19 protein-coding genes, 1 tRNA gene and 1 rRNA gene are annotated in these 18,873 nt (G+C 44.7%); 8 read left to right on the top strand and 13 right to left on the bottom strand.

What is annotated here, in order from left to right; all coding sequences use genetic code 11:
• The first annotated feature begins 4 nt into the window (after positions 1 to 4).
• The 4 genes from rrf (at position 5) to ACU01J_RS05185 (ending at position 2,063) form a co-directional block, all read left to right on the top strand.
• Positions 5 to 120: ribosomal RNA gene (rrf, locus tag ACU01J_RS05200) — 5S ribosomal RNA — on the top strand.
• A gap of 69 nt (positions 121 to 189) precedes the next feature.
• Positions 190 to 266 (top strand) — tRNA-Asp (locus ACU01J_RS05195).
• A 755-nt stretch (positions 267 to 1,021) separates the two neighbouring features.
• On the top strand, positions 1,022 to 1,240 hold the full coding sequence (locus ACU01J_RS05190; RefSeq protein ID WP_481084699.1) for an FIST C-terminal domain-containing protein: 219 nt from the start codon (positions 1,022 to 1,024) through the stop codon (positions 1,238 to 1,240).
• Positions 1,241 to 1,382: 142 nt separating this feature from the next.
• Complete coding sequence (locus ACU01J_RS05185) at positions 1,383 to 2,063, top strand: DedA family protein (RefSeq protein ID WP_481084698.1); 681 nt, start codon at positions 1,383 to 1,385, stop codon at positions 2,061 to 2,063.
• An 81-nt stretch (positions 2,064 to 2,144) separates the two neighbouring features.
• On the opposite strand, the gene ACU01J_RS05180 is transcribed toward ACU01J_RS05185, so the two are convergent.
• On the bottom strand, positions 2,145 to 3,455 hold the full coding sequence (locus ACU01J_RS05180) for a cation:proton antiporter (protein WP_481084697.1): 1,311 nt from the start codon (positions 3,453 to 3,455) through the stop codon (positions 2,145 to 2,147).
• A 168-nt stretch (positions 3,456 to 3,623) separates the two neighbouring features.
• Here ACU01J_RS05180 and metH point away from each other — a divergent pair, with 168 nt between their 5' ends.
• A complete protein-coding gene (gene metH, locus ACU01J_RS05175) occupies positions 3,624 to 7,304 on the top strand; it encodes a methionine synthase (protein ID WP_481084696.1) in 3,681 nt (1,226 codons plus the stop codon).
• A 68-nt stretch (positions 7,305 to 7,372) separates the two neighbouring features.
• Here the strand turns inward: metH and mgtE are convergent, their stop codons facing one another.
• The 12 genes from mgtE to ACU01J_RS05115 form a co-directional block, all read right to left on the bottom strand.
• On the bottom strand, positions 7,373 to 8,728 hold the full coding sequence (gene mgtE, locus ACU01J_RS05170) for a magnesium transporter (protein ID WP_134835649.1): 1,356 nt from the start codon (positions 8,726 to 8,728) through the stop codon (positions 7,373 to 7,375).
• 112 nt (positions 8,729 to 8,840) lie between these two features.
• Positions 8,841 to 9,119 (bottom strand): HPr family phosphocarrier protein, encoded by a 279-nt coding sequence (locus ACU01J_RS05165; protein ID WP_053441023.1) that lies wholly within the window; start codon positions 9,117 to 9,119, stop codon positions 8,841 to 8,843.
• A 3-nt stretch (positions 9,120 to 9,122) separates the two neighbouring features.
• A complete protein-coding gene (gene rapZ / locus ACU01J_RS05160) occupies positions 9,123 to 9,986 on the bottom strand; it encodes an RNase adapter RapZ (RefSeq protein WP_481084695.1) in 864 nt (287 codons plus the stop codon).
• Positions 9,986 to 10,432, bottom strand: coding sequence for a PTS IIA-like nitrogen regulatory protein PtsN (gene ptsN / locus ACU01J_RS05155; protein ID WP_481084694.1), 447 nt, complete (start codon positions 10,430 to 10,432; stop codon positions 9,986 to 9,988). Before ptsN ends, rapZ begins: the two co-directional genes overlap by 1 nt.
• A gap of 4 nt (positions 10,433 to 10,436) precedes the next feature.
• Positions 10,437 to 10,724 (bottom strand): ribosome hibernation promoting factor, encoded by a 288-nt coding sequence (gene hpf, locus ACU01J_RS05150; RefSeq protein WP_053441026.1) that lies wholly within the window; start codon positions 10,722 to 10,724, stop codon positions 10,437 to 10,439.
• 24 nt (positions 10,725 to 10,748) lie between these two features.
• On the bottom strand, positions 10,749 to 12,206 hold the full coding sequence (locus ACU01J_RS05145) for an RNA polymerase factor sigma-54 (RefSeq protein WP_481084693.1): 1,458 nt from the start codon (positions 12,204 to 12,206) through the stop codon (positions 10,749 to 10,751).
• A gap of 50 nt (positions 12,207 to 12,256) precedes the next feature.
• Positions 12,257 to 12,982, bottom strand: a complete 726-nt coding sequence (gene lptB, locus ACU01J_RS05140) for an LPS export ABC transporter ATP-binding protein (protein ID WP_053441028.1) — start codon at positions 12,980 to 12,982, stop codon at positions 12,257 to 12,259.
• 2 nt (positions 12,983 to 12,984) lie between these two features.
• The gene (lptA, locus tag ACU01J_RS05135; RefSeq protein ID WP_481084692.1) at positions 12,985 to 13,482 is read right to left on the bottom strand and encodes a lipopolysaccharide transport periplasmic protein LptA; all 498 of its coding nucleotides are present in this window, start codon (positions 13,480 to 13,482) and stop codon (positions 12,985 to 12,987) included.
• A complete protein-coding gene (gene lptC, locus ACU01J_RS05130) occupies positions 13,463 to 14,026 on the bottom strand; it encodes an LPS export ABC transporter periplasmic protein LptC (RefSeq protein ID WP_481084691.1) in 564 nt (187 codons plus the stop codon). The genes lptA and lptC overlap by 20 nt, the downstream gene beginning before the upstream one ends.
• On the bottom strand, positions 14,023 to 14,580 hold the full coding sequence (gene kdsC / locus ACU01J_RS05125) for a 3-deoxy-manno-octulosonate-8-phosphatase KdsC (protein WP_481084690.1): 558 nt from the start codon (positions 14,578 to 14,580) through the stop codon (positions 14,023 to 14,025). The genes lptC and kdsC overlap by 4 nt, the downstream gene beginning before the upstream one ends.
• Positions 14,580 to 15,545 (bottom strand): KpsF/GutQ family sugar-phosphate isomerase, encoded by a 966-nt coding sequence (locus ACU01J_RS05120; RefSeq protein WP_481084689.1) that lies wholly within the window; start codon positions 15,543 to 15,545, stop codon positions 14,580 to 14,582. Before ACU01J_RS05120 ends, kdsC begins: the two co-directional genes overlap by 1 nt.
• An 18-nt stretch (positions 15,546 to 15,563) precedes the next feature.
• Positions 15,564 to 16,529 carry a calcium/sodium antiporter gene (locus tag ACU01J_RS05115; protein ID WP_481084688.1) on the bottom strand — a complete coding sequence of 322 codons (966 nt, stop codon included), beginning with the start codon at positions 16,527 to 16,529 and terminating at the stop codon, positions 15,564 to 15,566.
• Positions 16,530 to 16,773: 244 nt separating this feature from the next.
• On the opposite strand from ACU01J_RS05115, the gene mlaF reads away from it, so the two are divergent.
• From mlaF to mlaD, 3 genes are read left to right on the top strand one after another with little or no spacing between them, the layout of a single operon-like run.
• Entirely contained in the window at positions 16,774 to 17,571 is a 798-nt protein-coding gene (gene mlaF, locus ACU01J_RS05110) for a phospholipid ABC transporter ATP-binding protein MlaF (RefSeq protein ID WP_481084687.1), read from the top strand.
• Complete coding sequence (mlaE, locus tag ACU01J_RS05105) at positions 17,571 to 18,359, top strand: lipid asymmetry maintenance ABC transporter permease subunit MlaE (RefSeq protein WP_481084686.1); 789 nt, start codon at positions 17,571 to 17,573, stop codon at positions 18,357 to 18,359. Before mlaF ends, mlaE begins: the two co-directional genes overlap by 1 nt.
• A 20-nt stretch (positions 18,360 to 18,379) precedes the next feature.
• Positions 18,380 to 18,862, top strand: coding sequence for an outer membrane lipid asymmetry maintenance protein MlaD (gene mlaD / locus ACU01J_RS05100; RefSeq protein WP_481084685.1), 483 nt, complete (start codon positions 18,380 to 18,382; stop codon positions 18,860 to 18,862).
• The last annotated feature ends 11 nt before the right edge of the window (positions 18,863 to 18,873 follow it).

Genomic DNA, 18,873 nt, shown 5'->3' with positions numbered 1-18,873 from the left:
TTTGCTTGGCGACCATAGCGATTTGGACCCACCTGATTCCATGCCGAACTCAGAAGTGAAACGAATTAGCGCCGATGGTAGTGTGGGGCTTCCCCATGTGAGAGTAGGACATCGCCAGGCTTTAAATTTCGTTTTTAGATTTTAGACAAATCTAAAGGCAAAAACTTAGACTTAGAGTCTAACCAGTGCGGAGCGGTAGTTCAGTTGGTTAGAATACCGGCCTGTCACGCCGGGGGTCGCGGGTTCGAGTCCCGTCCGCTCCGCCACTTATTCCAGACCTCAGCAGAAATGCTGGGGTCTTTTTGTATCTGCGGGATTATTTTGGTCTGCGATCAACGAGTCCCAGTTGCCCGCAACCCTGGCCGTCAGCCACTTATTTAGAAAGCCTAGTCTTGCGACTAGGCTTTCGTCGTTTTATAAGCTCGTTGCTGACGCAACGGGCTTTTTGCGTTTATCATCAAATCGCTTCAATCACATAATCTAAGTTGGCAGTTAGGCATAAATAGCTAACTGTAGTTTATGAGAAGGATGCTAATATGAATCCATAGTAGTTAGTTTAGGATTGTGAAAGCCATTGGACCTCTCGCTAATTTCGATATCGGATAGCTTTAATATTTTACTCATGGTTTAGGGGCCACTCATTAAGGAAGTATCTCAAACTCTAAAAACACTTTTCGTGAGTTATGTATCTCAAGGTGGATAGTACGCCTTCTGAATAGGACGTAAAGTGACTCCTTCTGAAGTAATATGCTCTATGAGTTCGATGATCAAAATGCGTTAGATATTTATCACAGTTACCTTAGGGAGCTTTCAAATGAGCTCTCTTCAAGTGGACTGCGGTTTCCTCTTGAGATCTCAGAACCTAAGTGGTTATAACTTTACTTGCAAGGGATTTCGAGTTGGGATCAATTACCTTTGCCGGCAGTATCTCTCTAGGAGTGTTAGCCAAATTAATGCGGGCACATGTAGACTTCCTGGCTGATTGCACTCAAGAGGCTGAAAAGTTTGTCGCGAATATATCGTGAAATCACCACAAGTTGCTATTCTGATTAGTTGCGTTGGTCGAAGGCTGCTGTTGAAGCAATTAGCCGATGATAAAGTAGACGCGATGCGCGAAGAGTTAGGTGATGAGACCATGCTATGTGGCTCCTTCTCTTATGACGAAATTGCTCCTTTAGAGAGTCGTCATAACGCGGAGATACATAATCATGGGTTACTTCGAAGGCAGTTAGTTGGTTGAGGCGGTGAATGGCTTGTTTTTTTGAACTATTGAGAGTGCTTCATTTTTATCAATCTTGACGATTGCGTATTGAATTTGTACTTTTTGATTAACGAGGCTACAACAAGGATATACTGACGGCCAAGATGATAAGGATAGGCGTATGTTGGACTCTATGCTTTCGGTGCTTTTCGCTTTATGGAACCAAGATTTCTCCATTTTACAAAGTCCCGGAAGTGCAGCTCTAATCTATAGCATTGTTGCTATACTGATTTTCCTCGAAAGTGGCTTTATACCTTCTGCGCCATTCCCTTGTGATAGTGTCGTTGTGCTCTCCGGCACCTTGGCTGCGGTTGGAATACTTGACCCTATCGCAATATTACTCTTGATCTGTGTATGCGCTGCCTTAGGTAGCTGGGCTGGCTATTTACAAGGGACATGGTTGAATCGCTTACCTAGAGTACAAAGTTGGTTGAAAGCTGTTCCTGCAAATCGCATGACTCAAGTAGATACTTTACTTGGAAAACATGGCCTCGTAGCTCTGTTTAGTGCGCGTTTTATTCCTGTTGTACGTTCATTGCTCCCTCTGATGATGGGAATGCGTGCGAATAAAGTGAATAAATTCCATTATTTCTCTTGGTTGAGTGCGATTTTATGGACGTTTCTGCTATGTTCTTTTGGCATGCTGCTACCGTTACTGCCTGAAACCATGAGCAAGTACATTACAGCAGGGCTTATGGCGGCGCCCGTTATTACGCTATGTCTAGCCATAACTAGCTTTGTGATTCTTAAAATTAGAAGGGCGAATACTAAACAGGTTAAAGTCGAAGCGGTACAAAAATAACGACAGACTAAGCTAGTTCAGAGTTTTTACGATATAAAAAAGGTAGTCATTCTAGGCTACCTTTTTTCATTGTTCTGAGATTTACGACTCTTGTTCTGTGGCGCTGCTCTCTGAGTCCATCTCTTTTTGCGCGAGCTTGGCTTTTTCGATCATTGGGGTAATGGTTGACCCTTGAACGAGGATGGAGAATACGACGACCGAGTAGGTCATAACCAAGATGATTTCTTTTACGTCGATGAGCTTATCTTGAATCACCCAAATGCCGGAAGGAATCGATAGCGCCATAGCTAATGCAAGACCACCACGTAGTCCGCCCCAAGTTAAGATTCTAACTGACCAAGGGTTATATTTACGGTAGCACTTAAACCCTATGTAGGATAAGAATACGCTAAGGTAGCGGGAAGCAAGTACCAGTGGAATCGAAAACGCCATTAAAATCCAGTCTTCTTTGTGGAATTCGAACAGTAGCATCGACATTCCGATTAATAGGAAGAGTACCCCATTGAGGAATTCATCGATTAGTTCCCAGAACTGGTCTAGGTGATCTTCACTTTTTTTGGAGAAACCGGTAAAGCGAGTCCAGTTACCAATCATGATACCTGAAACTACCATAGCTAGTGGACCTGACACATGTAGCACCTCAGCGAAAGCATAGCCAGCGGTTGGAATACCAATTGTGAGTAGAAGATCCATTGAGTGGTCATCAGTAGCACTAATCAAGTAGTGGAATATAAGACCTAATACGAAGCCATAGGCTATACCACCAAGAGCTTCTTGGGCGAATAACATAGTAACGCTACTAATTGTTGGTGCTTCTGTTCCAAAAGCTATGGTGAAGATGGTGACAAAAATGACCAAACCAAAACCATCATTGAATAAAGACTCGCCTTCAATTTGGGTAGAAATACGCTTTGGAGCTTTGAGCTTTTTAACAATAGCCAAAACTGCAATTGGGTCAGTCGGTGAAATCAAGGCACCAAACAGTAAGCAGTAGACCAAATCAAATTGGATGCCGATGAACTGACAGAATCCGTAGAGTACGAAACCAATAAAGAAAGTCGAAAATAGCGTTGCGGCTAATGCTAAAATCGCAATTTCCCATTTTTGATCTTTTAAGTGTGGCAATTTGATTCCCAAACCGCCAGCAAATAGTAAGAAGCCTAAGATGCCTTTAAGCAAGAAGTCTTCAAAATTGATGCTTGCAACAGTTTGGGATGCAATCTCTGCTAATTGAAACCAATTATTCTGACCTGCAATTAGGATGATTAGGGAAAGCATCATTGAGCCTGCGGTAATTGCAATGGTGGTTTGCATTTTACCTATCTTACTGTTTACAAAAGCAATCAACATAGCCGCAGCAGACAGAAAGCAAAGCGTGTAATAGACTGACATTAGACTTTTACCATGTAACAAAATATGAATAGGAATTTTCTGATGAGTTTGTTCAAATAGCAAACATTATTTGTCAGCTTTAAGTCATCAATTTCCTTATTTAGACGTCTAGACTCCTTTTTAATGTGTGATAGGATGGAATGATAACTAAAGGAATGAGGCTGTACTGTGGGAAGTAATGTAAGGCAACAGATTGAAGCTCAATTAAAGCAACGTATTCTCTTGATCGATGGTGGTATGGGCACCATGATCCAAGACTATAAACTTGAAGAGCATGATTATCGTGGAGAGCGTTTTGCTGATTGGCATTGCGATTTGAAAGGTAATAATGACCTTTTGGTACTGTCTCAATCAAAGCTGATTAAAGATATCCATCTTGAATATCTAGAAGCCGGCGCAGATATTCTTGAAACCAACACATTTAACGCGACCACTATCGCGATGGCTGACTATGATATGGAAAGCCTCAGTGAAGAGATTAACTTTGCGGCCGCTAAGTTAGCGCGTGAAGCTGCGGATGAGTGGACGGCGAAAACACCAGATAAGCCTCGTTACGTTGCTGGCGTACTTGGTCCAACTAACCGCACATGTTCTATCTCACCAGATGTAAACGATCCTGGTTATCGTAACGTCAGCTTTGATGAGCTTGTGGCGGCATATTCTGAGTCAACCCGAGCACTGATCAAAGGTGGCTCCGACCTTATTTTAATCGAGACTATTTTCGATACGCTTAATGCTAAAGCATGTGCCTTTGCCGTTGACTCGGTATTCGAAGAGTTAGGTATTGCTCTTCCAGTGATGATTTCCGGTACGATTACCGACGCATCAGGTCGTACACTCTCCGGTCAAACGACAGAAGCTTTTTATAACTCTCTACGTCACGTGCAGCCAATTTCATTTGGTCTTAACTGTGCTCTTGGCCCAGATGAACTTCGTCCTTATGTCGAAGAGCTCTCCCGCATATCTGAGTCGTTTGTCTCTGCGCACCCTAATGCTGGTTTACCGAATGCATTTGGTGAGTATGACTTGACTCCTGAAGATATGGCCATTCACGTTAAAGAGTGGGCGCACAGCGGCTTCTTAAACCTTATTGGTGGTTGTTGTGGTACAACCCCAGAGCATATTCGCCAAATGGCCCAAGCTGTAGCTGAGATCACTCCTAGAGAATTACCTGATCTAGTGACCGCTTGTCGTTTATCCGGTTTAGAGCCACTAACCATCGAAAAAGAAACGCTATTTATTAACGTTGGTGAGCGTACCAATGTGACGGGTTCTGCTCGTTTTAAGCGTCTGATTAAAGAAGAGCTTTATGATGAAGCGCTGGAGGTTGCTCGTCAGCAAGTTGAAAACGGTGCTCAGATCATCGATATCAATATGGATGAAGGCATGCTTGATGCGGAAGCCTGTATGGTGCGCTTCCTTAATCTATGTGCGTCAGAGCCTGAGATTTCGAAAGTTCCAATCATGGTCGACTCTTCTAAATGGGAAGTTATCGAGGCTGGCCTCAAATGCATTCAAGGCAAAGGCATCGTTAACTCTATCTCGTTAAAAGAGGGTAAAGAGAAGTTTGTCGAACAAGCGAAGCTGATCCGTCGTTATGGTGCTGCGGTTATCGTGATGGCATTTGACGAAGTCGGTCAGGCCGAAACGCGTGAGCGTAAGTTAGAAATCTGTACCAACGCGTATCGAATCTTAGTTGATGAAGTGGGCTTCCCACCGGAAGATATTATTTTTGACCCGAATATCTTTGCCGTCGCGACAGGTATTGAAGAACACAACAACTACGCCGTTGATTTTATTGAAGCGGTTGCAGATATTAAACGCGATTTACCACATGCAATGATTTCTGGTGGTGTCTCAAACGTTTCGTTCTCATTCCGAGGCAATAACTACGTCCGTGAAGCGATTCATGCGGTGTTCTTATACCACTGTTTCAAGAACGGTATGGACATGGGCATCGTTAACGCAGGTCAGCTTGAAATTTACGACAACGTGCCAGATAAGCTGCGTGAGGCGGTAGAAGATGTGGTTCTTAACCGTCGTGATGATGCGACTGAACGACTGCTTGATATCGCTGCGGAATATGCAGGTAAAGGTGTCGGTAAAGCAGAGGATGTTTCTGCACTTGAGTGGCGTACATGGCCAGTAGAGAAGCGCCTTGAACATGCATTGGTGAAAGGCATTACCGAGTACATTGTTGATGACACCGAAGAGGCGCGTGTTAATGCAGCTAAGCCACTAGAGGTGATTGAAGGCCCTCTAATGGATGGCATGAACGTTGTCGGTGACCTGTTTGGTGAAGGCAAGATGTTCTTACCACAGGTTGTGAAATCAGCGCGTGTAATGAAGCAGGCGGTTGCTCACCTAGAACCTTATATCAACAAGGAGAAGCAAGCTGGCTCTACAAATGGAAAAATTTTGTTAGCGACGGTAAAAGGCGATGTGCACGATATCGGTAAAAATATCGTTGGTGTGGTTCTGCAATGTAATAATTACGAAATTATCGACCTTGGTGTGATGGTGCCTTGTGAGAAGATCCTAAAAGTTGCTAAAGAAGAGAACGTCGACATCATTGGTCTATCTGGCTTGATTACTCCATCACTGGATGAAATGGTGCATGTTGCTAAAGAGATGGAGCGCCTTGAGTTTGATCTGCCGCTACTGATTGGTGGTGCAACGACCTCGAAAGCGCATACTGCGGTAAAAATTGAGCAGAACTACAGCAAGCCAGTCGTATATGTAAATAATGCTTCACGTGCGGTAGGTGTGTGTACCTCACTGCTATCTGACGAACTTCGCCCGGCATTTGTTGAAAAGCTCGATGCAGATTATGAACGTGTGCGTGATCAGCATAACCGTAAAAAGCCCCGCACTAAGCCAGTAACACTAGAGCAAGCGCGTGCCAACAAGGTTGATATTGATTGGGACAACTACACTCCGCCAGTGCCAGCTAAGCCGGGTGTACATGTGTTTGATGATTTTGATATCGCGACACTACGCAACTACATTGACTGGACGCCATTCTTTATGACTTGGTCGCTGGTGGGGAAATATCCTAAGATCTTTGAACATGAAGAAGTAGGCGAAGAAGCTCAACGCTTATTTAAAGATGCCAATGAGTTGCTAGACCGTGTTGAGAAAGAAGGCTTAATGCAAGCGCGTGGTATGTGTGCATTATTCCCAGCTGCAAGTGTTGGTGATGATATTGAAGTCTACACCGATGAGTCGCGTACTGAAGTGGCTAAAGTGTTGTGTAATCTGCGTCAGCAAACTGAAAAACCAAAAGGCTTCAATTACTGCTTGTCTGATTACATTGCACCGAAAGAGTCAGGTAAGAAAGATTGGATTGGTGCCTTTGCCGTCACTGGTGGTATCAATGAGCGTGAGTTGGCCGATGAGTACAAAGCCCAAGGTGATGACTACAATGCGATTATGATTCAGGCGGTTGCCGACCGATTAGCAGAAGCATTTGCAGAGTGTCTACATGAGCGTGTGCGTAAAGAAATCTGGGGTTATGCCGCTGACGAGAACTTGTCGAACGAAGAGCTGATTCGTGAGAAATACCAAGGCATTCGCCCAGCACCAGGCTATCCAGCTTGCCCAGAACACACAGAGAAAGGCCCTTTGTGGGAGCTGATGAAGGTAGAAGAGACGATCGGTATGACCCTCACGTCGAGTTATGCAATGTACCCTGGTGCATCTGTGTCGGGTTGGTACTTCTCTCACCCTGATTCACGTTACTTTGCGATCGCTCAGATCCAGCATGATCAAGTTGAGAGCTACGCTGATCGTAAAGGTTGGGATATGCTTGAGGCTGAGAAGTGGCTTGGGCCAAACATTAATGGTTAGAGCTGAAGGCTAGAACAAGTAAAAGCGCAGTTATTACGACTGCGCTTTTTTGTATCAGCTAATTGGTACTAGATTAGAATGGTTGCTAAACCTAAGAACACCGATAGACCAATCACATCGGTTACCGTGGTTAGCGCCATACCGCCAGCAAGGGCAGGGTCGATATTCATCTTCTTTAACAGAATAGGGATGGTTACCCCAGCGATGCCTGCGACGAGTAGGTTAGTGAGCATGGCTGCGGAAATAATCCCACCGAGCATCCAATTTCCTTTCCAAGCCACAACAATTCCGCCAATGATTAAAGCCCACATGATGCCGTTGAGTAAGCCGATGGCTGCTTCTTTCATCAGTAGTTCGCGTTTGTTGGAGTCACCAATATGACCCAGTGCCAAACCTCGAATTACAAGTGCGACGGTTTGGTTACCTGCAACACCCCCCATAGAAGGAACTATGGTCATCAATACAGCGATTGCCGCCATTTGATCTAAGGTGGCTTCAAACATATTGGAGACAGAAGCTGCCGCCAATGCTGCAAGTACGTTAGCGCCTAACCAGACACTTCGTTTACGTGCAGATTTAACCACAGGCGCAAAGGTATCTTCGTCATCATCCATACCCGCCATGCTCATCATCGAGTGCTCGGCATCTTCACGGATAACATCAACCACGTCATCGATGGTGATACGACCGACCAGATGCTGGTTCTCATCGATAACCGGCGCTGATACCCAGTTACGGCGCTCAAACAGGCTAGCGATATCAGAATCACTCATTGTCACGTCGATCGCTTCATCTGCATCTTCCATGACATCGCTGACTTTGACATCTGGCTGAGTCGTTATAAGGGTTGTGATCGGTAATTCACCGATTAAGCGGCTTTCTTCATCGATAACGTACAAAGCATCTGTGGCTTCTGGGAGCTCGCCTTTCATACGTAAATAACGCAAAACAACATCGACATCAACATCACCACGAATGGTTATGACGTCGGTGTTCATCAAGCTACCAGCTGTATCTTCTGGGTAGGAAAGGGCGGTTTCGACCAGTAAACGCTCTGCTGCATCCATCTGCGATAGAACTTCGCGAGAAACGTCATCAGGCAAGCTACGCAGTACGTAGGCAACATCATCGGTTTCCATGCCTTCGGTCGCTTCAGCAAGCATCTCTGGCGCCATTTTTGACACCAGATCGTCTTTCACATCCTCATTTAATTCATCAAGGATCTCACCGTAATCTTCGGGATCGGTAAGTTGCCAAAGTACTTCACGGCTTTTTCGCGGTGAGGCTTCTAACAGGTGGGCAATATCTTCTGGCTCCATATCCTGCAATTGGCGACGGACATGAACAAAGCGGCCATTTTCTAATGCTTCTGTGACTTCTTGGAGGGCTTGGTGAGCTTGGTCGAATTCTATTTGCTCTGCCATTGGTTCCCCCTGACTCTATAAGCTTACAATGCTAAGGATAGTAACTTAATTTTAGAGCGGATTTAATAAGTTAATGTTAAGGAAGGTGATTTTATCAGTAGAGAAGAGGCGCTTACTCATCTTCGTCGAATTTATCTTCAATCAGGTGGCAAACTGCTTCTAATGCCGGGTGAGCATCACTGCCTTCAGCGCTGATGGTGACGTGTTCACCCTGAGCAGACTCAAGCATCAATAAACCCATGACACTGTCGGCGGTTGCTTCTTTACCTTCGTGATTCTGAATGGTGAGAATTACATCGAATGATTGAGCTAACTCAACCAGTTTTACAGCAGCACGAGCATGAAGCCCTAAACGATTTTGGATTAGAACTGTACGACTTTGCTGCTGCATAAACTATTCCTTATGATTTTTCTCTAATGATGCATGGCGAATTTGCACCTGATGACCCATCTGTGCAAAGTACTCACCAATTTGCTGAGTGAGATAAACTGAGCGGTGTTTTCCGCCAGTACAACCAATCGCTACAGTTAGATAGCTGCGGTTGTTTTTCTCAAGTAACGGTAACCAATTTTCAATGAATTTTTGAATTTGCTGTTTTAGATCCATCACTTCTTGGTGGCTTTCCAAGAAAGACTTGATCGGCGCATCGAGCCCAGTCAGTGGACGTAAATCTGGTTCCCAGTGAGGGTTGGGTAAAAAGCGCACGTCAAAGACGTAATCAGCATCACTTGGCAGACCATATTTAAAACCAAATGACTGGAATACCATCACCAGATCTTTACGCTCTCGGCCTTCAATACGCATGCGAACCGTTTCACTGAGGTTATGCAGCGATTGGTGGCTACTATCAATCACCAAGTCTGCATTCTCTTTTAGAGGTGAAAGGATACATCGCTCTTTTTCAATCGCTTGCTCCAGAGAGGTATTTTCGAGACTGAGCGTCAGTGGGTGAATACGGCGCGTTTCGCTATAGCGTTTTAGCAGTGTCTCTTTGTTAGCGTCTAAAAAAAGCACGCTGACATCGGAACCCTGTTTCAATTTGGTGAGAACATCTTCAACTAAGTTCGGCTCGGCTGGCAGGTTACGAATATCAATACTTACCGCGACATTCTGTTTACTGGATTGCACTGACTGGACAAACGCCTCAAGCATATCGACAGGAAGATTATCGACACAGTAGTAACCCAAGTCTTCAAGCACTCGTAGCGCGACGCTTTTGCCAGCTCCGGAGTAACCACTTACTACGATAAGGCGCATTATTGGCTAACCATGATGTCGTAAAGTTCTTGATCGGACTGAGCTTTACGCAGTTGTTTTAAGACCTGCTTATCGTTAAGACGTTCAGCCATACTCGAAAGAGTTTTTAAGTGTTCTTTGCACTGCGCGTCAGGCACTAGCAAAGCAAAAAGTAGGTCGACAGGACGGTTATCGATAGCATCAAACTCTACAGGTGATTCGCATTGGAGCAAAACAGCGACGGCTTTGTCACTTGAGTGCATACGAGCATGGGGAATGGCAATCCCATTTCCAATGCCAGTACTGCCCATTTTTTCACGACTGAGCATACACTCAAACAGTTCGGTAGAATTTTGCCCAGTTTGCTCAGCAACTAGTTCACTGATCATTTCAAGGGCTCGCTTTTTACTAGTACATTGGACTGCACTTTTGGTGCAGTCCAATGTGAGGATTTCGCTTAGTTGCATGGTGTTAGTGGGCGTTTAGTTTTTCTTTGTGCTTATTGAGCTGTCGAACAAGTTTGTCGACGAGGGAATCTATTGCTGCATACATACTCTCATCATCAGATGACGCATGAATCTCAGCTTGGTTTACATGAAGGGTAGCTTCTGCGATTTGGTTAAGTTTTTCAACTTTTAATACCACATGGATACTGTTGATATGATCGAAAAATCGCTCAAGCTTTTGAAACTTATCGTTTACGTAGTCTTGCATTGAATCGGTTAGATCAACGTGATGGCCAGTAAGATTAATTTGCATAGACTTTCCTTCTCGGTTGTTGGCCTAAAGCAGGCGTTTGCGCTGACTTGAAGGAGCGATACCTAATGATTCACGGTACTTCGCTATTGTTCTTCTAGCGACCTGAATTCCTTGGTCAGCAAGTAGAGCTGCAATTTTGCTATCACTCAGAGGCTTCGCGCTATTCTCTGCGGCGACGAGCTTCTTAATTAGTGCGCGAATTGCAGTAGATGAGCACTCCCCGCCATTGTCAGTACTGACGTGGCTAGAAAAGAAGTACTTCAGTTCAAAAATACCACGTGGAGTATGCATATACTTCTGAGTGGTAACTCTTGATATGGTCGACTCATGCATATCAACGGCTAATGCAACGTCATTGAGCACCATAGGTTTCATCGCTTCTTCACCATACTCAAAGAAATCACGCTGATGTTCAACAATACACTTAGCAACTTTGAGCAGTGTCTCGTTTCTACTTTCCAAGCTCTTAATTAACCACTTTGCTTCTTGCAAATTGCTGCGGATGTACTGACTGTCAGGACTACTGCCTTTACCTAGTGCGGCATACTGCTGGTTAACTTTAAGTCTTGGAATAGAGTCTGGGTTAATCGTGACGACCCATTTACCGTGATCTTTAAACACAGACACATCAGGAATGACATACTCTGCATGCTCTGAAGCAATGCGGCTTCCCGGTCTTGGGTCAAGTTGCTGAATCAGTTTTAGAACTTCGCGTAACTCAGCTTCTTTGAGTTTAGTTTCCTTGATAATCAGTTTGTAGTCACGATTACCAAGTTGGTCAATATGGTTGATAAGTACTAACTTGGCTTCTGCTAGCCAAGGCGTATCTTCAGGGTAGGTGGCAAGCTGGAGCAACAAGCAATCTTGCAAGTTGATGGATGCCACACCAAGTGGGTCAAACTGTTGAATACGTTTACGAACCGCTTCGATTTCTTCGATCTCAATCTCTTCGTTATCAAAGCTTTCAAGAATATCTTGCGTTGAAATGGTTAGGTAGCCGTAGTCATCGATCGCATCAATCAGAGTCAGTGCAATGGTTCGGTCTGTTTCACTGAATGGAGTCAGATCGAGCTGCCAAATCAGGTAGTCGTATAGAGATTGAGTCGTTTCACCTTGATAAACAGGTGTGTCATCATCAAGGGCAATACCGGTACTGCCTGTATTGGCGCTGTACACATCGTCCCAAGTGGTATCGATCTCTAAATCGTTGCTGATTTCTGATTTTTCAATCAGTTCTGAGCTGTCTTTTACCTCAGGTTCAGCAACTTCAACGGTTGGTTCTTTTTCCTCATTGTGGCTGTTCTCTTCTGAAGAAGGTTCATCACTATTTTCTTCAACCTCTAGCAGAGGGTTTGAATCCAAAGCTTCTTGAATTTCTTGTTGAAGATCTAGCGTTGACAGTTGCAACAAACGAATCGCTTGCTGCAATTGAGGAGTCATCGCTAACTGCTGTCCTAGCTTGAGTTGTAATGAGGGTTTCATTCAGTATTGTTTGCCTTAATGCTGGAGAATCTTACCGTTCTTCCCTTTAATCATAGACGGAATTGTTCGCCTAGATAAACTTGTTTTACTTGTTCGTTATTTAGCACTTGGTCTGGTGTACCTTCTGCGATCAGGTGTCCTTGGCTCACGATATAAGCTTTTTCACACACATCCAGTGTTTCGCGAACGTTGTGGTCAGTGATAAGGACGCCAAGGCCTCGGTCTCTTAAATGCTCGATAATCTTCTTGATATCGATAACCGAAATTGGGTCAACGCCAGCAAATGGTTCATCGAGGAGGATGAACTGTGGATTAGCTGCTAGTGCGCGAGCAATTTCAACACGACGTCTTTCACCACCAGATAATGCCATACCTGCACTAGCGCGAATGTGCTGAATGTGGAATTCTTCCAACAAATCTTCCAGCTTATCTTGGCGCTCTTCGCGGGTCATTTCTTCGCGTGTTTCTAGCACTGCCATGATGTTGTCTTCAACCGATAACTTGCGGAAGATCGACGCTTCTTGAGGCAGATAGCCAATACCCATACGAGAACGGCTGTGCATAGGTAAGATACTGATATCTTTATCGTCAATGGTGATGGCTCCTTGATCACGAGCGACAAGGCCGACAATCATATAGAAAGACGTCGTCTTACCCGCACCGTTAGGACCAAGGAGTCCAACGATCTGCCCAGATTCTACCTGAAGGCTTACATCGGTAACCACAGTGCGATTACCATAGGTTTTCGCTAAATGCTCAGCTTTGAGTATGGCCATAATTATTCTTGTACTGCTTGTGGCTGAAGAACGGTAGAAACGCGATCGCCTTTCTCTTTACCGTCAGCAATCAGCTTTTGAGATGAAATCTTGTAGCGAATTTTGGTACCACGAATCACACTATCGTCTTGCGACAGCTTAGCTTTGTCGATCATCGTCAACTGATCGTCAGCCATTACGTAGTAAAGCTCTTTCGCTTCACCGTATAGAGTCTTACCATCATCCGTGAGCTGAGAGAAGGTTGCCAAATCACCATAACCCTCAATTTCTTGGATAGACCCATCCTTTGGATCGCGAGTTACGATAACTTTGTCTGCGTTAATATTGATACTGCCTTGCTTAAGCTTAACGTCACCAAGAAAGGTGACTTTATTACTTTGCATATCTAGCTGCTGGCTATCAGAGTCAATATAAACAGGTTGATCCTGGTCTGTTGATAGCGCTAGCGCTTGGCTAGAGATAAATAAACAAGAAATCAGACTAAGGTGTGAGAGTTTCATATCTACCTTGTACATGTTTGTATAGGGTGGCGTGATTATCGGCAAAGTTACCGTTCATTGCTTGCCCTACCGTTTCAAATTGTGGACCAACCAAAGTGACTTGGCTATCTGCCCAAAAATCTCTACTGTCTAACTGAATATTCATCACTTCAGTCGACATAGTGTCAAATCCAGAGTCGGGCAATAAGTTTGTCGCAAGGACATCCTCATACAGGGTTAACACATGTTCTTTGGTTAATACACCGCGAACTGCTGTAATTTCCCACTCTTGGGTTGTGCCTTCCTTATACACTTTAAGGACCGGCTGTTGGAATATGGTGTCACCGCTCTTTGCGTAGTGATCGAGCTTGACTGATGTAATGATGTAGCTACGGATACCGTCTTCAGTATAAGAAGTATTTTCTAGCCCTTCCCCACTAAACATTGGGAGTTCTGTATCTGGTTCAACCTGAATATCATAACTCTGCTGCTTGTCTAAAAGATAGTAAGCAGACCAGCATATTATGAAACTCACGATGATATAGCCAATACGAGAGAGACTCATATACTTAAACCTTTATGAACGTCGAGTTCGTTTCGTGCTTGAAGAATAAGGTCGCAGACTTCCCTAACTGCTCCGTGGCCACCTCGAATCGAAGTGACGTAATTTGCTCTTTTAGAGAGGAGAGGGTGACCATCGGCAACGCAGACTTTGAGTGCCACTTTCTCCATGACTGGCCAATCAATCAGATCATCGCCAATATAGCCAGTTTGTTCTGGAGCGATATTTAATTTGCTACAGATGTCTTGGTACGCTTTGATTTTATCGTCTTGGCCTTGGTAGATCAGCGAAATGCCAAGGGCTTTCATGCGATTCTCAACAATTTGCGAACGACGACCAGTGATGATAGCAATCTCAATACCAGCATTCATTAGTGACTTAACGCCATAACCATCACGGGTATGGAAAGTTTTAAGCTCTTCACCTTGGTTGCCCATGTAGATTAAACCGTCAGAGAAAACACCATCGACATCGCAAATGAGTAGCTTAATCTGTTTAGCAATCGCGAGAGTAGAAGGTTCCACTGGTTGATACAGGGTTTCAATCATTTCCGGCATTACATCACTCCTGCTTTTAATAAGTCATGCATGTTCAGCGCACCAACCACTTTGCCTTGTTCACATAGAATTAGTCCATTGATACTTTTATCTTGCATTAAGTTTAGGCCTTCAGCCGCGAGCATATTGGGTTCAGCAACCGTTGGGTTCACTGTCATCACATCGCCAATCAACGCGCTATGAATATCAATTCTTTTGTCAAGGATACGCCTTAAATCACCATCAGTGAAGATACCAACCAGTTGCTGGTGGTTATCGACAACGGCAGTCATACCAAGCCCTTTTTGGCTGATTTCAAGTAAAGCGTCACGTACCACAGTTGTTGGTGTCACTAATGGTAGTGCACTACCTGTATGCATGATGTCAGCAAGTTTAAGCAACAATTTACGTCCTAATGCGCCACCTGGGTGTGATAGGGCAAAATCTTCAGAGGTAAAACCGCGCGCTTGCATTAGCGCCATAGCCAGAGCATCACCCATTACCAGTGTCGCGGTTGTGCTAGAAGTTGGCGCTAACTGAATCGGGCAAGCTTCTTTCGGCACGGTAATTTGCAGGTGAATATCTGATAATTTGGCCATGTTTGAGTTTGGTTTGCCTGTCATGCTGATGATTTTGATATTGAGGCGTTTCAATACCGGGAACAGGGCTAAGATTTCTCCTGACTCACCTGAATTGGAGATCGCCAGAACAATATCACCAGGTTCAATCATACCAAGATCACCGTGTGCGGCTTCACCGGGGTGAACAAAAAACGATGAGGTGCCGGTACTAGCCAGCGTTGCCGCAATCTTGTTGCCGATATGGCCCGATTTACCCATTCCCATCACTACAACTTTGCCGTCTTTATTGGCAATGATTGACTCACATGCTTTAACAAAGTCTTGGTTCAGGTACTGGTCTAACTGCTCTAAAGCTTCAATTTCAGTTTCTAGAACTTCTAACGCAGCAGAACGAAAATCAAACATAGAGAACTCCCGAGAATCTTAAGCGGTCATGTTCATGATTAGGTAAGCTTGGTAGCCAATAAAGCAGCAGAATAGGGCTGCGCCTTCGTAACGGTTAATGCTACGTGATTTGCCTAGGGCCATTGCAACCAACAGTAATGACACACCTAACATGACCCAGAAATCACGTCCCATAGCATATTCGCTTAGGATTGATGGGTTCAGAATACCAGGGATACCCATTACCGCGAGAATATTGAATACGTTGGAGCCGATAATGTTACCTACCGCCATATCGTCTTCACCTTTCATCACACCAGCAAGAGAGGCTGCAAGTTCAGGAAGACTAGTACCTATGGCGATAATGGTTAAGCCAATCACTAGGTCACTCATACCGAAGTATTGAGCGATGATTACTGCGTTATTGACTAGAACGTCCGCAGCCAAAGGCAGAACGATAAGACCAATCACCACCCACATTGCTGCTTTACCGTTACTCACGCCTTCTGGCACTTCGGATTCCTGCTCTGCAATCAAGGCATCGCCTTTTTTCTTCTCGTTGCGGCTAATGCGGAGCATGGCAAGAATAAAGGCAGCAAACAGGACAAACAGTAGAACACCTTCGTAGAAACCTAAGTGGTTGTCCCAAAGTAGGACGCCAGCAAGAATTGTCACGCCAATCATCAGTGGCAATTCACGACGTAGTACTGCCGAGCTAATCGATAGTGGCTTTATCAACGCCGTGATACCAAGAATCAGAGCAATGTTGGCGATGTTTGAACCCAGTACGTTGCCAACCGCTGTATCTGTTTTTCCATCTAGGGCTGCGGTGGCCGAAACCATCATTTCTGGAGCAGACGAACCCATTGCAAGAATAGTCATACCGATAACTAGTGGTGAAATACCGACATTGCGAGCCAGAGCAGCAGCGCCAAATACCAGCTTATCTGCACTCCAAACCAAAAAAACTAATCCAATAATGAGAAACGCAACGGCTTCGAACATGATAATTCCTAATCAATATACAACGAGACAATTTAACCGTTAATTTTGACGGTTTGGTTTATAAAAGGGAAGCGCTACCTTCAAATTAATTGTTAACTATAACTACGATTAGAAGAGTTTAAGTGTGAGCAGTTATTACTGTTGCTAATATTAAACTCACTCACATTTAATCGAACAGTGCTTTAAATTATGTATGAATGTGCTTATGATTGCCCATTCCTTAAGGAGTGACGAAGAGTTGAACATGGAATTCGAAGATTTAGTAACGGTAAAACAGCTAACCTTCTCTCGTGGTGAGCGTAAGATCTTTGATGATGTGAATCTCCACGTACCAAAAGGTAAGGTAACTGCGATTATGGGCCCGTCAGGTATAGGTAAAACGACCTTGTTGCGCCTTATCGGTGGCCAGATTTCCCCTGACTTGGGTGAGATTTGGTTCGATGGTCACAATATTCCTACCTTGAGTCGCTCTAAGCTCTATCAAGAGCGCAAAAAGATGAGCATGTTGTTCCAGTCAGGAGCTCTGTTCACGGACCTCAGCGTATTTGATAATGTTGCTTTCCCCTTGCGTGAACATACGCAACTTGAAGAGTCTTTAATCCGAACGTTAGTATTACTTAAGCTTGAAGCCGTTGGTCTGCGTGGTGCAGCTGAGCTGATGCCAAGCGAGCTCTCTGGTGGTATGGCAAGACGTGCGGCTTTAGCAAGAGCAATTGCCCTTGATCCTGACCTAATCATGTTTGATGAACCTTTTGTTGGCCAGGACCCGATTACCATGGGTGTGCTGGTGGAGTTGATTCGCAACCTCAATCAAGCATTAGGCATCACCTCAATTGTCGTTTCTCATGATGTGCCTGAAGTGATGAGCATTGCAGATTGGTGCTACATCTTGGCGAATGGCAAGGTTGTCGCGTGCGGCACCCCAGAGGAGCTACGCGATAACTCGGATCCTCAAGTACAACAATTTCTCAAAGGGGAGGCTGACGGCCCAGTACCATTTAGCTACCCATCTCAATCTTTAGCCAAGGAGCTTTTCTCATAATGGCAGGTTTTGCTAATTTCGTAGCTTCTGTAGGTCAAAGAAGCATGGCTATCTGTGAATCATTTGGCCGTGCCAGCTTAATGTTGTTTGGCGCTATCGCTAGCCGACCTCAACCGATTAAGAATCTGCCATTGCTGATAAAGCAGCTATACAGCGTCGGTGTCCAATCGCTGCTCATTATTGTGCTATCGGGCTTATTTATCGGCATGGTTCTGAGCTTACAAGGTTATGTCATCTTAGTTGACTTTGGCGCGGAAGGTGCTTTAGGTCAGATGGTCGCGCTATCTTTACTCCGTGAGCTTGGCCCAGTGGTCACGGCGTTGTTGTTTGCTGGTCGGGCTGGTTCAGCATTAACCGCCGAGATAGGCTTAATGAAAGCGACAGAGCAGCTTTCTAGTATGGAAATGATGGCGGTTGATCCACTTAAAAGGGTGATCGCACCACGTTTTTGGGCAGGTGTTATTTCTATGCCGATGCTGGCGATGATTTTTATGGCCGTCGGTATTTGGGGTGGACAATTGGTTGGAGTGGATTGGAAAGGAATCGATCACGGCAGTTTCTGGTCTGCGATGCAGGCTTCAGTGGAACTAGGGCAAGACATCGGTAACAGTATGATCAAGAGCGTAGTGTTTGCGATTACGGTGACTTGGATTGCGTTATTCAACGGTTACGATGCTATCCCAACTTCGGAAGGGATCAGCCGAGCGACAACACGTACAGTTGTCCACTCTTCATTGGCTGTACTTGGGCTAGACTTCGTGCTGACCGCCTTGATGTTTGGTAATTAAATGATGTTTGGGAATTAATCATGCAACAAACTCGAAAGATTGAATTATGGGTTGGTAGCTTTGTTATCGCAGGAATTTGCGCAATTCTGGTGATGATTTTTCAAGTTGCTGACGTGAAAGGACTGGGTTCCAACGATACTTATACGCTCAAAGCGGAATTTGACAATATCGGTAGCCTTAAAGTTCGCTCACCGGTCAAAGTTGGTGGCGTCGTGATTGGGCGCGTGACCAATATAGGCTTAGATAGTGAGTCCTTACTACCGGTTGTCAGCATGGCGATCAATAGCACGTATAACCAGTTTCCAGAGACCTCTAGTGTAAAGATCCTGACATCGGGCTTAATCGGTGAACAGTACATCGGCTTAACGCCAGGCTTTGTTTATGACGATGAGCAAATGCTGGTGGAAGGCGACTACATTGAAGATACAAAATCAGCGCTGGTGCTAGAAGATTTGATTGGTCAGGTCTTGTATAGCGTTGGTGGCGATTCAGAGAGTGAGTAAGGAGCAGTAAT

The sequence above is a fragment of the Vibrio sp. 2433-A1 genome, from assembly GCF_056726085.1.
This window is presented reverse-complemented; position numbering and strand designations above follow the sequence as displayed.

What these genes read in the sequence shown, in the direction of transcription:
- ACU01J_RS05185 (WP_481084698.1), top strand. Translation starts at nt 1,383, where the DNA reads ATGTTGGACTCTATGCTTTCGGTGCTTTTCGCTTTATGGAACCAAGAT.
- ACU01J_RS05180 (WP_481084697.1), bottom strand. Translation starts at nt 3,455, where the DNA reads ATGTCAGTCTATTACACGCTTTGCTTTCTGTCTGCTGCGGCTATGTTG.
- mgtE (WP_134835649.1), bottom strand. Translation starts at nt 8,728, where the DNA reads ATGGCAGAGCAAATAGAATTCGACCAAGCTCACCAAGCCCTCCAAGAA.
- ACU01J_RS05165 (WP_053441023.1), bottom strand. Translation starts at nt 9,119, where the DNA reads ATGCAGCAGCAAAGTCGTACAGTTCTAATCCAAAATCGTTTAGGGCTT.
- rapZ (WP_481084695.1), bottom strand. Translation starts at nt 9,986, where the DNA reads ATGCGCCTTATCGTAGTAAGTGGTTACTCCGGAGCTGGCAAAAGCGTC.
- ptsN (WP_481084694.1), bottom strand. Translation starts at nt 10,432, where the DNA reads ATGCAACTAAGCGAAATCCTCACATTGGACTGCACCAAAAGTGCAGTC.
- hpf (WP_053441026.1), bottom strand. Translation starts at nt 10,724, where the DNA reads ATGCAAATTAATCTTACTGGCCATCACGTTGATCTAACCGATTCAATG.
- ACU01J_RS05145 (WP_481084693.1), bottom strand. Translation starts at nt 12,206, where the DNA reads ATGAAACCCTCATTACAACTCAAGCTAGGACAGCAGTTAGCGATGACT.
- lptB (WP_053441028.1), bottom strand. Translation starts at nt 12,982, where the DNA reads ATGGCCATACTCAAAGCTGAGCATTTAGCGAAAACCTATGGTAATCGC.
- lptA (WP_481084692.1), bottom strand. Translation starts at nt 13,482, where the DNA reads ATGAAACTCTCACACCTTAGTCTGATTTCTTGTTTATTTATCTCTAGC.
- lptC (WP_481084691.1), bottom strand. Translation starts at nt 14,026, where the DNA reads ATGAGTCTCTCTCGTATTGGCTATATCATCGTGAGTTTCATAATATGC.
- kdsC (WP_481084690.1), bottom strand. Translation starts at nt 14,580, where the DNA reads ATGCCGGAAATGATTGAAACCCTGTATCAACCAGTGGAACCTTCTACT.
- ACU01J_RS05120 (WP_481084689.1), bottom strand. Translation starts at nt 15,545, where the DNA reads ATGTTTGATTTTCGTTCTGCTGCGTTAGAAGTTCTAGAAACTGAAATT.
- ACU01J_RS05115 (WP_481084688.1), bottom strand. Translation starts at nt 16,529, where the DNA reads ATGTTCGAAGCCGTTGCGTTTCTCATTATTGGATTAGTTTTTTTGGTT.
- mlaF (WP_481084687.1), top strand. Translation starts at nt 16,774, where the DNA reads ATGGAATTCGAAGATTTAGTAACGGTAAAACAGCTAACCTTCTCTCGT.
- mlaE (WP_481084686.1), top strand. Translation starts at nt 17,571, where the DNA reads ATGGCAGGTTTTGCTAATTTCGTAGCTTCTGTAGGTCAAAGAAGCATG.
- mlaD (WP_481084685.1), top strand. Translation starts at nt 18,380, where the DNA reads ATGCAACAAACTCGAAAGATTGAATTATGGGTTGGTAGCTTTGTTATC.